The organism is Microbacter margulisiae (assembly GCF_014192515.1).
Lineage (GTDB): Bacteria > Bacteroidota > Bacteroidia > Bacteroidales > Paludibacteraceae > Microbacter > Microbacter margulisiae.
This window is the reverse complement of the sequence record NZ_JACHYB010000002.1, coordinates 174,858-188,110: the sequence shown is the minus strand read 5'-3', so window position 1 is coordinate 188,110 and position 13,253 is coordinate 174,858. Positions and strand designations below refer to the sequence as shown.

At 43.3% G+C, this 13,253-nt stretch carries 11 protein-coding genes; 5 read left to right on the top strand and 6 right to left on the bottom strand.

The features are described from left to right. The 6 genes from FHX64_RS10000 to FHX64_RS09975 all read right to left on the bottom strand — a co-directional run bounded on the left by FHX64_RS10000 (position 1) and on the right by FHX64_RS09975 (position 6,978). Positions 1-1,500 (bottom strand): 2-isopropylmalate synthase, encoded by a 1,500-nt coding sequence (locus tag FHX64_RS10000; protein WP_183414498.1) that lies wholly within the window; start codon positions 1,498-1,500, stop codon positions 1-3. A gap of 368 nt (positions 1,501-1,868) precedes the next feature. Further along, positions 1,869-2,252, bottom strand: coding sequence for an SRPBCC domain-containing protein (locus tag FHX64_RS09995; RefSeq protein ID WP_183413723.1), 384 nt, complete (start codon positions 2,250-2,252; stop codon positions 1,869-1,871). A gap of 319 nt (positions 2,253-2,571) precedes the next feature. Next, complete coding sequence (locus tag FHX64_RS09990; protein ID WP_183413722.1) at positions 2,572-3,339, bottom strand: 3'-5' exonuclease; 768 nt, start codon at positions 3,337-3,339, stop codon at positions 2,572-2,574. A 37-nt stretch (positions 3,340-3,376) separates the two neighbouring features. Further along, the gene (locus FHX64_RS09985) at positions 3,377-4,972 is read right to left on the bottom strand and encodes an OmpA family protein (protein WP_183413721.1); all 1,596 of its coding nucleotides are present in this window, start codon (positions 4,970-4,972) and stop codon (positions 3,377-3,379) included. Positions 4,973-5,142: 170 nt separating this feature from the next. Next, positions 5,143-5,871 (bottom strand): lysophospholipid acyltransferase family protein, encoded by a 729-nt coding sequence (locus FHX64_RS09980; protein WP_183413720.1) that lies wholly within the window; start codon positions 5,869-5,871, stop codon positions 5,143-5,145. 69 nt (positions 5,872-5,940) lie between these two features. Further along, complete coding sequence (locus FHX64_RS09975; RefSeq protein WP_183413719.1) at positions 5,941-6,978, bottom strand: alpha/beta hydrolase; 1,038 nt, start codon at positions 6,976-6,978, stop codon at positions 5,941-5,943. Between the two features lie 615 nt (positions 6,979-7,593). Here FHX64_RS09975 and FHX64_RS09970 point away from each other — a divergent pair. From FHX64_RS09970 to FHX64_RS09950, 5 genes are all read left to right on the top strand, one after another. Beyond that, positions 7,594-9,024: an ATP-dependent DNA helicase gene (locus FHX64_RS09970; protein ID WP_183413718.1), complete on the top strand. Its 1,431-nt coding sequence runs from the start codon at positions 7,594-7,596 to the stop codon at positions 9,022-9,024. A gap of 590 nt (positions 9,025-9,614) precedes the next feature. Further along, positions 9,615-10,265, top strand: coding sequence for a TatD family hydrolase (locus FHX64_RS09965; RefSeq protein WP_183413717.1), 651 nt, complete (start codon positions 9,615-9,617; stop codon positions 10,263-10,265). Between the two features lie 175 nt (positions 10,266-10,440). After that, positions 10,441-11,259, top strand: a complete 819-nt coding sequence (locus FHX64_RS09960; protein ID WP_183413716.1) for a class I SAM-dependent methyltransferase — start codon at positions 10,441-10,443, stop codon at positions 11,257-11,259. Positions 11,260-11,346: 87 nt separating this feature from the next. Next, positions 11,347-12,240 (top strand): nitroreductase family protein, encoded by an 894-nt coding sequence (locus FHX64_RS09955; RefSeq protein WP_183413715.1) that lies wholly within the window; start codon positions 11,347-11,349, stop codon positions 12,238-12,240. An 83-nt stretch (positions 12,241-12,323) separates the two neighbouring features. Continuing rightward, positions 12,324-13,199 (top strand): patatin-like phospholipase family protein, encoded by an 876-nt coding sequence (locus tag FHX64_RS09950; protein WP_183413714.1) that lies wholly within the window; start codon positions 12,324-12,326, stop codon positions 13,197-13,199. The last annotated feature ends 54 nt before the right edge of the window (positions 13,200-13,253 follow it).

The following is a 13,253-nucleotide window of genomic DNA, read 5'->3' as shown; positions in this document are numbered from 1 at the left end:
CTACCTGACGAATTTATTGATAGCATCAATATACGCTTCAACGGAAGCTGCTATAATATCCGTATTACCTGCAAATCCATAATAGACGTTACCCTCATATTCTACCTGCATGTGGACTTTTCCTACATCGTCACTACCCTTGGTGATAGCCTGGATAAGAAAATCATTCAAAGTTGTCTTTCGGTTGATAATCCGCTTGACGGCGTTGATACCTGCATCCACTGGCCCATTTCCTGTGGCAGCCGCTTCAAACTGTTCTCCGGCAATGTTCAGCCCGACACTGGCTACTGATCGAATGCCGACTCCTGAAGTGACTTGCAGGTATTCCAGTTTAATCCGTTGGTTTGCTGCTCTTTCTTTGCCTGCCAGCAACAGCAGATCGTTGTCGTTGATATCTTTTTTTCGGTCCGCTAATTTAAGGAATTCCTCATAAATCTCATCAAGTCGTTTGCTATCTTTAAGTTCTACACCCAGCATTTGAAGCCGATGCTTCAATGCTGCCCGTCCACTCCTGGCTGTCAGTACAATGGAGTTTTCATCAATCCCGACATCTTTCGGATCGATGATCTCATAGCTCTCGCGATTCTTCAAAACGCCATCCTGATGGATACCTGAAGAGTGGGCAAACGCATTGCGCCCTACGATGGCTTTGTTAGGTTGTACCGGCATATTCATCAGGCTTGACACCATGCGGCTTATGGAAGTGATTTTTCGGGTATTGATGTTGGTTTGAACATTTAGTTCTTTGTGGCTATTGAGGATCATGACAATTTCTTCGAGGGCGGTGTTGCCGGCTCGTTCACCGATGCCGTTGATGGTGACTTCCACCTGGCGGGCGCCGTTCATTACACCTGCCAATGTGTTGGCAGTAGCCATTCCTAAATCATTATGGCAATGGGTAGATATAATAGCATTTTGAATCCCGTTGACATGTTCGTACAGGTATTTTATTTTTGTTGCATAATCGGTTGGGAGGCAATAGCCGGTTGTGTCAGGGATGTTTACCACTGTTGCTCCGGCTTTGATAACGGCTTCTACTACCCGTGCCAAATATTCGTTATCGGTGCGACCTGCATCTTCGGCGTAGAATTCAACATCTTCCACATATTTCTTTGCATATTTAACGGCTGCTATAGCACGTTGCAAAATCTCTTCCTGAGTTGAATTGAATTTATATAAGATATGGTAGTCGGATGTGCCAATGCCGGTATGAATACGTTTTTTCTTGGCATATTGGAGTGCCTGGGCGGCAACATCAATATCTTTTTCTACACTTCTCGTCAAGGCGCAAATGGTAGGCCAAGTGACGGCTTTTGAGATTTCGACCACTGAATTAAAATCTCCTGGGCTTGAAATGGGAAATCCCGCTTCGATAATATCGACACCTAATGCTTCGAGCGATTTGGCAACTTCAATTTTTTCCACGGTGTTCAGCTGACAACCCGGAACTTGTTCTCCATCGCGTAATGTTGTGTCGAAGATATACAATTTGTCCATGATGTATGAGAGTTAAAAGTGTTTGTCTGTTATCATTAAAAAAAGCCTCCTCACATTGAAGTGAGAAAGGCTTTTGTGTTTTTGAGTATTAAAAAAATAACGTCATGCCCTTTCACTTCTGTACTTGTGTGCACAAAAGTCGTAGGCCTAGCAATATGAAAGATGAAGAATTCATTTGTGTCAATTTTCACGCTGCAAATATACGTCATTATTTTGAAAAACCAAAAGATTGAAACAAAATTGCCAGAAAAAACATGAAACAGTAATTATTTTGAGTTAAAATCAATAAATCATTTATGTTTTTGCTGTTTGAGTGTCATTGTTTTTATGGGTGTTGTCCCCTGATTGATAATAAGACTCGCCATTGATATCTAATCTTCCAGTAAATCCCGCAACGGGGTTACAATGGCATCTTTCCATCCTTCCGTGATATTTTCGCAGGCTTCATCAGGGATATTGGTCTGCATAATCTCCAGACTTGTTCCCTGTCTATCGGGATGCAATTTTAATGTCACGATAGAAGCCGCTTCCTCATCTTCTCCAAAATACCATTGCTGAACAATCTTCGTATTGGGTTCAAATTCAAGGTTCAATCCACAGATATCTCCATTCCACCATGAAAATTCGGTATTGGGAATGGCCTCCATTACAGCCTCTTCACCTGTCCAGATAGAGATGATATGGGCGTTTGTCAAGGCAGCATATACGTCCTGAGGGGGTGCTTTGATGATGAATTGTTTTTTATAGTCTTTCATAAATAGTTGTTGTATTATGAGTTAGAAATAAGTTAATTAAGCTCTGAAAATGAGAAGTTTAAGAAGAGATGAATAATCGAGAAATCGGAAAACCCAACTAACGGTATGATGTTCAAAAAGACCAGAGTTTTTCTTCTTCAAATCTTCACTGTCAATGATTCGCTGTTTATTTCAGAGATTGAAGGCAAACAACAAGTCTAAAGACAAAAAACAGAAGACAACCGAAGGCCTTCTTTCCTGGTTCCCAATTCTTCCTTAACTTCAGATTCTCTGATTTCTACTACACTACCGTCCTACCACCTACTATCTACCGGCTTTGTTATTTATTGAAACTTCTCAGCTTGACGTTGGTGACAACTTTTTTTGTATGCAATGTGAAATCACCTTGCATGATCCATCCGTAATATCCTGGATCTTTTTTCAATACATCGGCTACTTTTTGTCCTTTGTATTTGCCAAAATTAAACACCTCTTCCTCATTGTCGTCAAATACGATACGTCCGGCAAAGTCAGCGTTACGTGTGAATGCGGAATATTTTGACAGGAAACTGACATCATTTTTAATGTCCTCATATCGATCTAATTGTGCTTTCAGTACCTCATAAGTAGCCCGTGTATCGGCCTCGGCGCTATGAGCATTTTCCAAATCACCTTCGCAATAGAATTTATATGCAGCTGACAGTGTGCGTGGCTCTTTCTTGTAGAAGATGGTCTGTACATCAATAAACTTTCTTTTCATCAGATCAATATCGACATCGGCGCGCAAAAACTCTTCTGCCAGCAATGGGATGTCAAACCGGTTTGAATTGTATCCGGCCAGATCGCATCCCTCGAAATCTTTAGCAAGGTTTTTGGCAATCGATCCAAAGGTCGGCGCGGATGCCACATCTTCATCTTTAATGCCATGAATAGCGGTTGTCTCGGGCGGGATAGGCATCCCCGGATTTACCCGAAGCGTTTTCCCTTCTTCTTTGCCGTTCGGATATATTTTAAGATAAGAGAGCTCAATGATGCGGTCCGTAGCGATGTTCATTCCTGTTGTTTCAAGGTCAAAAATGATAAGCGGATTTTTTAGATTCAGTTGCATGTCTGTTATTGTTAATGGTTAGAATTAGATGTGTCTTTTATTCGTGTATGACAATGGCTTCCGTTCGCCTGTTGAGGGCACGTCCCTGTGCTGTTTCATTATTGCCCACTGCATATGTGCTTCCATATCCTTTGGTTTGCAGCCGGTCAGAAGAAATACCGTGCGAAACCAGATAACTGACCACCGCTTCGGCTCGTTGCAAAGATAGTTGAATATTATAACTTTTGCTGCCGATACTATCGGTATATCCTGCAATTAACAGGTGCATGGAGGGATTGTTTTCCAGCAGCATGCCAAGTTGGTTTAGTTCGGCTGTTGATGCGGGTTGTAAGTTAGCAGAATTAAACTCAAAATAGATATTCTGTAGGGCAACCTTTTCTCCAACAGCTATTTTAGCTAATGGGATGTTGGCTGTTGGAACTGAGTCATTCAGGAGAGAAAAATGGAACAGGTAGCCCTCTTTGACAATAGATAGCGCATATCTTCCCGTATCGGGATAACATATAGTAAAGTTTCCGGTATATCTGTCGGCAAGGGTGTTGAAAACGACTCGGTCTGTTTTCAGGTTAATTACCTGCACAACATTGGGAGTAGGGATAGCAAGTGCCGAAGGAAGTATATTCCCTTGCGTGCATTTCATTGGTGCTGGCCGATCGGTCACCGGTAATTTTACCTGATAAATTTGTTGTCTGGAGAATGTCGAATCAGATTCGAAAGCATTCGAAGAGTAGTATCCCATTATGCCCTGTGCATCGGTGGTGAACCCTTCATCATCACCGGGAGAATTGATGGGATATCCTATATTTCGGGGTTCTGTCCATTTCCCTGACTGACTTCTGTGAGTGAGAAAAATATCTTCGCCTCCCAGTCCCGGATGCCCGTCGGATGAAAAATAAAGCGTCCGGTTATCGGGATGAATAAAAGGAGAAAATTCATTTTGCGGAGTGTTGACCGGTCTGCCGAGATTCTTAGCATCATAAAATAGTAACGTTCCATCGGCTTGCGGTTGCACGCGGCACGACCAGATATCCATTCCTCCGATTCCACCTGGACGGTTGGAGCAGAAGTAGAGCATTCGTCCGTCGCTTGACAGGGAAGGGTTGCTTTCCCAGAAACGTGTATTCAAAGGAGATTCAGGATGCATAGGAAATGACCAGCCGTTACCATGCCGGATCAGGTAGTAGATGTCGCAACTACCCAATCCGTCGCTTCTGTCGGAAGCCACGAAAAAGAGATACCTTCCATCTACGGAAAAACATACAGAGCCTTCGTTGGCCGGAGTATTGATAAACTTTTCCGGAAGCATGTCCCGAATCCAGTTGCCGGTGCTCTTTTTTTTAAAGAAGCGTACATCCTCTTCGGAGCCTGCCTCGTCAGTGGTACCTCGATGGCTATCGGTAACGGCCAGCAACGTTCCGTCGGGTGAAATAGCAGGCCAATAGGTGTCTTCCTGTGTGTCGTTTATTGCCATTACGTCAGGATGGCAGAGGATCGGGTGTTGTACCAGTTGCAGGGCTGTGTCAATCTTTTGTTTCCAGATGTTCCATAAAGGTTGCCGTGAATCAATAGTCAACAGTAAAGAGTCTGCCTGCTGGTATTTTCCATGCGTGAAAAGCAGAGCGACACTTTCCATCGGGGTTGTTTTGTGGTATGTTTTTGGATGAGCAGAGAGAAACCCTTTCCCGGCAAGAGCTCCGATGATGAACACCCAAAAACAACGTCTCCCGAATGAAACAATGCGTTGAGATATGTGTTGGTGATAAGACAAAAATATTCAGAATTTTAGAATAAGGACAATTATTGCTATAATCCTTGTTCAATGATATCATGCACCTGATTGATCAGCACCTGTTGGTTATCTTCAAACAACTCCTTGGAATAGGGGATCGGGTCATGGATAATCAGGGTCAGTTTGCCGGAATGGATGTTGTAACTGTTCTTGGGCATCACCTCAAAGGTGCCTTTAATGGTTAACGGCACAATAGGAAGCCCGATTGAACCGGCAATAGTAAATGCTCCACGTTTGAATTTTCCCATTTTTCCTGTTGCGGAACGGGTTCCTTCGGGGAAGACGGTGATAGAAGCGCCATTTTGCAGTTTCCGTTGTGCAGTTTCGATGCTTTTTAGCGCCGATACCGTACTGCTTCGATCAATGAAGATATGGCCTGCCGACTCGCAGGCAGCGCCTACCAGTGGGATTTTACGCAGCTCTTTCTTCATGATCCATTTGAAACGGTTGTTTAGCCATCCATAGATGAGGAAAATATCGTATGCGCTCTGGTGGTTGGCGGCAAAAACATAGGATTGCGAAGAATCAATTTTTTCTCGTCCGATGATTTCTGTTTTGATACACATCCCCTTGCATGCAAACCGCGACCATTTGCGCGCCGGCCAGTACGTGATATCGCTGTCCTTGAAAATAGGTGCCAGAATGATTGTGGATATAGCCGTCATAATGGTGCTTATCGTAAAAAGCGGAACAAAAATGCACCACTGATAGATGAATGTAAAGAAATGGAACTTGCGTTTCATTGTGCTTGTCTTTAATAACCTATAGTTCTTATGCCTGCAACTTCAGTTCAATATGCCAGACATTGACAACTATTTTGCCTGCATTGAATTTTTAGGTGCAATGGTTGACAGATAATTGAACAGGTCTTTATACACCACGTCGCGTACTGGCTTTGGCGAGAGTACCAGGTCGTGCATGCCGTCGTGGATCTGAATGATCTGCACATTGGTGGCAATGTTTGCCGCATATTTCTTTATTGAATTAACATTGAGTACAGCATCGGCTTTGAAGAGATCATTTGTCCATGTCTTTGGATGGATGGATCGGTCGGAGATCATCACCAGCACCGGTTTCTGGATATGCAGTCCGTCTTGTACCCTTTGAATGGCGTTGTACATGGCGCTTATCCATCCGTAGGTCATGACTGGTACCTGCAACATTTTCCATTCGAGGTTGTAATTCCATTCACCTTTGAAGTTCTTATTTAGGCTCTCGCCGTAGAGTGAATAATCAGGCCCCTTACGCGTTTTTTCCGGATGTCTTGAACCTTCGTCAGCAGCAATTGGCAGAATGGTAGCCCTGACCACAGGACTGACATTCCAGTCGAAGAAAGGACTGTCGAGGAACAAAGCATCGAACTTTTCTTTTCCGATACGGTCTTCGGCATATACTGAAGCCACCAGGCCGCCCATCGAGTGCCCGCTTAGCAATACCCAGTGGTTCTTCTCCTGATGAATGATTTGCAATGCCTCGTCGATTTCGCCGTAATATTCAACAACATTGCGTACGTCGAATTTAATTTGTCCGGGCAGTATAGAGCGTCCGCATTTGCGTAAATCCAGTGCGTAGAAGTTATATCCGTGTTTGATATATTCGTTCGCCATATCTTTCTGGAAGAAATAGTCATCATAACCGTGAATATAGAGCACTGCTTTATGTACCGTTGTGTCAGGGTTTAATTTCCGTATCAGGGTGGCAACAACGGGTCCGCTGTAATCAACGCCCATGTCGAGCGTGGTTTTCTGGAATCCATCTCCCAAAATATCAGGGACGTATGTGCATTTAACCTGCGAAAACACGGAGAGCGTAATGAATGCGAACAAAATAAAAGCGGCTAGTCGTTTCATACGATAATAAATTTGTTTTTAAAGAACCAATAAACCCCGCATGTTAATTCAATTCTTTTCTGTTGAATGGTATATGCTTGTTTTATATGGTATACTGAATTAGAAATGAAACAATTGTTTGGTGGATTATGTTTGACCGGAGTCTTCAATGTGTTTATATCCGGCTTTTACATAACCGACGTTCAAAGATAGCTCAAAAGAATAGAAAGTGAAAGGTAAAAATTGTTGACATTTGTTGAAGAAGTACACGCAATCAGCAGGTTATTTATGTCTGGCTTGCGAAAGTTATATTTGCTGGTTTGTATAATAGGCTTGTTTTTATTTATCTGGTATGATTTTTGTTTTAAAAGATTTATTGTTAATGATTTATGATTGCTGTTCGGGACTATTGTGTCTGACTTGAGTTGATTGTTTTCTCTACTGACGCATCTATGTCGGTTGTCTCTGTCAGTTAATCCTATTCGCAAAGGCAGCATAACTATTGAATAAACCTCGTAGAGTTAGTATTATGGGAAATGCGAAACTTTATTGGATGATGATTTCTTATAATCTTCCAAATTCGTTTCGTACCTTTGTTAACACGTAACTGCTCCCGCAATAAGTTTATTTATCGGTATGCTCGATCAATTCCTCCAAACAAAAATTTTGAATAGCTTTTCTTTCACCCCAACGGAAGAACAGCAGGTGTTGATCCGTCGATTGGCTGCGTTCCTGACTTCACGCCAGCGCGAAAGTGTGTTTCTGCTTAAAGGATATGCCGGTACGGGGAAGACATCGGTGGTGAGCGCTTTGGTGAAAACGCTGATTGAAATGGAGCAAAAGATTGTGTTACTTGCCCCGACAGGACGTGCGGCAAAGGTGTTGACGCATTATTCCGGGCAACCGGCACAAACAATTCATAAACATATTTACAGGCAAAAGTCGGCGGTGGAGATGACATTCGTACTGGATAATAACCTGCAGCCGCATACGCTTTTTATTGTGGACGAAGCCTCGATGATTGCCAATTATACAGGCGACGGCATGCTGTTCGGCACCGGGCAGTTGCTTGACGATCTGCTTCATTTTGTCTTCAGTGCCGAAGGATGTAGCCTGATCCTATTGGGCGATACTGCGCAGCTCCCTCCCGTGATGCAGCCGGTCAGTCCTGCACTGGATGAGGGAATATTGCAAAGTTTTGGTTTGAATGTATCAACATTCACTTTGACTCAGGTGGTGAGACAAGCCGTTGAGAGTGGTATCTTGTACAACGCCACGTTGTTGCGCCAGAAAGTTGATGCTGGCGTATGGCCTGCTACACCCCGGTTTCGGCTTGCTTTTCCTGATGTGAAACGGCTCCCTGGTGATGAGCTCATCGACACCATTCAATCTGCTTATTCCCACTCTGGGCTGGAGGAGTCCATCGTCATAACGCGTTCCAATAAGCGGGCAAATCTTTATAATAACGGCATCCGAAACCGTGTACTGATGAAAGAGGAGGAGCTTGCTACAGGTGATCTGCTGATGGTGGTTAAGAATAACTATTTCTGGAGTAAAACATATGCTGAAATGGATTTTATAGCCAATGGTGATATTGTGGAGATCAGAAGGATTCTGCGGCACCATGAGCTCTACGGCTTCCGTTTTGCCGATGTACTGGTGCGTTTTCTCGACTACGATTGTGAAATGGAGGCGCGTGTTTTGTTGGATGTTTTACAGGCCGATTCTCCCGCACGGATGGATGAGATGAGCCGTAAATTGTTTCAGGCGGTAAGCGAAGATTATGTCACGATCGGTAACCGGCGGGAACGGGCCAAACAGATGCAGAAAGATCCATTCCTTAATGCTTTGCAGGTGAAATTTGCCTATGCTGTCACCTGCCATAAAGCTCAGGGCGGGCAGTGGCAGATCGTCTTTGTTGACCAGGGGATGGTGGCCGATGACCAATTGAATGCTGATTATTACCGCTGGCTTTACACTGCTTTCACCCGTGCCACCGGAATGATTTACCTGGTGAATTTTCCAGATCATTTCTTTGCTAAAGAGAATGATGCAATGGAGAGTTGAAAAATGGACAATAGAGATTTGACGTTGCGATGTCCGGAAGATCAGAAGATCCCCCCGTATAGCCAGCATCATTGATATATCAGTTTTGATGCCCTGCCAAAACCTGAATGGTGTCGGGAGATTTAATACAGTATAGCGGATGGTAGGCTTATGTCCACTATTTTACTTTTTGGATTTCTCAAATCTTAACTTCTGATCTTCCCGTAACTTCTTTAACTTCAGGTTGTCAATGTCAATTGCATCTCACTTCTTTAATTTCCTGCTTTTCGGGTCTATTCAATAAAGTGTGTCAGGAAAGGTTTTATGTTATAGTGGATCTTTCATCAAACATAAATGACAAGAAAGAGTGGTTAGGCCCAATCTAAGCACTTAAATTATCAGGTAAAGCACCTCCTGCGCTGCTTCTCTTACCAGCCTAAAAGGTCGGTATAAGACCATAAAGTAGGAAATATTTAGAAGAAGTAGCAAATACTCGTAATTAGATGATGGTTTTGATGTGAGATTGAAATTAATGTTTATATTTGTGCGTGATTTATGGAAAGCGGAGAATGTTTATTTACCGATAACTGCTACACAAAAAGTATATCTCCATGAATAATAATAATCTCCGGATCGTTCAGCTGTTGCCTGAGGAATTGGAAAAGTATCTTATTCCTGATCACAACCGCTTGTACTCAATAGGAATCCATCCATGCCAGATCGAGCGTAACTATCGGCAGGAAATGGAAATACTGCGGAGATATGCTACTTCTCCTCTGGTGGCGGCAATCGGCGAAGCAGGACTTGACAAGACTTGCCGCACGGGGTTTGTTTTGCAGCAGGAATTGTTTTACGAAGAGGCATTACTTGCTGCATATGTCAGGAAACCTCTAATCATCCATTGCGTGAAAGCCTGGCAAGAGATTATTGCTTTACATAAAACATTACGTCCTTCTATCCCCTGGATTATTCATGGTTTCAGGGGAAAGCCGGAACTGGCGCACTCATTGCTACGAGAAGGATTTTATCTTTCGTTCGGGGAGAAATTCAATCCTGCGTCTGTGGTATTAACTCCATCCAACCGTCTTTGTATCGAAACCGACGAGAGCGATCTATCCATTGATGCCATTTACCGGCATATTGCTTTTGTAAGGCAGGTTCTGGTAACACAGTTGCTCGAAAAGACGAGCCATCCATTCCGTGTTTTGTGTCCTGATTCTGCGACTCTCTATATTGATACGCATACACATTCAAATAACTGAATAATAGAAAGTTAATAGGCTGGAGGGTTAATTCAAAATTTCTCCAACAGATTGACATTAGACTTTCGACCTGTTGTTGTACTTACACCTTGACTTTTTATCCTTTTGACCGTTGTGTGCCTTTGGCTGTCGTTTTCTTTAAACTTGTTATTGACCTTCGATTACTACTTACATTATGAATGCCCAGGATCACATTGATTTAGGAAGTGTACAGGAAACATTGTTGCTTCCGTTGTGGGGCAGGGCGGTGGAGACAAAGAAAGAAAAACCGCTCCTGGTGGATAATACAGCGGTTGCCATCATCGAAAGTATTCCATACGATTTCAGGGTGATTGCACACAATGTCAGCCCGTTGAGCCGGGTATCGTGGATTGCGCGAAGTCTCTATTTTGATGAGCAGATAAAGGCGTTCATTGCTCAGTACCCCAATGCAACAGTTGTCAATGTCGGTTGCGGCTTGGACACTACCTTCGACCGGGTGGATAACGGAAAGTTGCAGTGGATCGATTTGGATTTACCCGACACTATTGCGTTACGGAAACAGTATATCCCTGAAAATGAACGGATAAAATGTATCTCCTGTTCGGTATTCGACACCTGTTGGTATCAAAACATCAAGCCTGAAGAGCATGTAATGCTGTTGATTGCCGGAGTGCTCTACTATTTCGAAGAAGCGGATATTAAGCGCCTGTGGAGTGATGTTTATACTTTTATTCCCGGAACCGAAATTATTTTTGACTACAGTTCAACCTATGGAACTAAGATGGCCAACAAGCAGGTGATTGACAAAGCGGGAATGAATCAGTCGGCCTATCTCAAATGGGGCATTGATAATATTCTGGAACTGGAACAATGGGATCCTCATATTAAAGTGATACACCATATGCCCATGTTCCAGGAGTACCGCCAGTATTATCCTATGAGAAAACGGATTGGTATGATGATTGCTGATCGCTTAAAGGTGATGTCGCTGGCGCACATTAAAATAGAATGACCTAAATATATGGATCATTCTTTAGAACGTTGACCTCCTGTGAGTTGTTTCCCTGTTTTTTACGATAACCTAAACCTGGAGGAATTTATGAAAACGATTATCTTCATTAACCGATCGACCTGTACAAAATGTATGTTGTGTACCGAGGTCTGCCCTAACAAAATTTTGCTGAAAAATGAATCGAATATAATTACATTCGATCCTGAAAAAGTCAGCCTGTGTTTTATCTGTGGACAATGCATGGCCGTTTGTCCGGCAAAATCCATTCTTGTTGATGGCTTGTCCTACGAGAAAGATTTCTTTGAGCTGCCGGCTTATGAACCCGGTGGACTTGAAAGTCCTTTTTTTGATTTAATCCGTACGCGGAGGGCGATTCGTAACTTTCAGGATAAACCTGTACCGCAGGAATTACTCAAAAAGATTGTCGAATCGATCATGCTGGCTCCACCGGGCTTCCCTCCCGTGAAAACAAGGATTATTGTTGTGCAAAACAGCGCAGTTATCCGCCAGTCGTTGCCTTATATGATAAGGTTATATCAAAAGTTGCTGCGCAGGTTGAAAAATCCTTTTATCCACTATTTTATCCGGCAGAAGGTTGGCGTCAGGCGATTCAGAACCATGCGGGAACATCTGGTCCCGTTGCTGAAAAGCAGACTTCCTGCCTTAAAAGCGGGGACAGAAGATACGCTTACCCGTAATGCCCCGGCGATGATTTTGTTTCTTGCTGACCGAAACGGCGAAGATATCAGCCAGGATATCTCCATTGCAGCCACATATGGTATGCTGGCTTCGCATGCCCTCGGTTTGGGAGGGTCGATTATGGATATTATTCCTCCGGCAATCAATAAAGACAAAAACCTGCGGCGTATGTTCGAAATTCCACATAGTCAGGAAGTCATATCATCGCTGATTATAGGTTTTCCTAAATATAAATACCAGCGGGGAATCAGGCGGAGCCTCAGAAGCGTTCGCTGGCTCTGATTATTCCTATCTTTGTGCATTCGCTCCTGTTTTTAGAGGTTTGCTGAAAACTGGGAGTGAGCCATTCATTCCAACCAAAAGCTATGAGAAAAAATGTTACATTGGTATTATCGGGTGGAGGTGCCAGAGGGATTGCCCATATCGGGGTAATAGAAGAATTCGTCAGTCGGGGATATACCATCAATTCGATTGCAGGAACCTCTATGGGCGCGCTGGTTGGCGGAGTTTATGCTGTGGGCAGGCTAAATGAATTCAAAGAGTGGGCATATACCATGGATAAACAAAATGCTTTGAAACTGATTGATTTGTCGTTCGGCGGCCAGGGATTGGTAAAAGGGAATAAAGTGTTGAAAGCCATGAAAACCTTCATCCCTGATGTGAACATTGAGAATCTGGGAATTAAATATACGGCTACCGCTTTTGATTTGGCTCACAACAATGAGGTTGTGTTCGACCGGGGAAGCTTGTATGATGCCATCAGGGCATCCATTGCCATTCCCACAGTATTCACTCCGGTCATCTCCGGCAGTCAGGTACTTGTGGATGGAGGAGTGTCAAATAATATCCCGATAAACAATGCCATCCGGACAAGGAGGGATTTACTCGTCGCTGTGTATGTGAATGCTGACATTCCCCTTTATAAACCCTACCTTCCTAAAGCAGAAAGGGAACGGCAGCACAGTGTGTATGTCCAAAAGATTGCTGAGCTTAAACAATCATTGTTTAAGACCGACAGGCGGGATCAAATCAGGAAATACAATTATTTTAATCTCATCAACAGCGCTTTTGTCTCTATGTCGAATCACTTGGCTACCAACATTATAAAGAATAATCCTCCTGATCTCCTGATCGAAATATCACGCAAATCATGCGGCTTATTTGATTTTTATAAAGCCGAAGAGCTGGTAGAGATCGGACGATACGCCACCAAAAGAACATTGGATTCATCAAAGCATTGAGCAAGCCTCCTTACAGTAGATACCGAATGAAGCTTGTATAATCTCACTATTTTG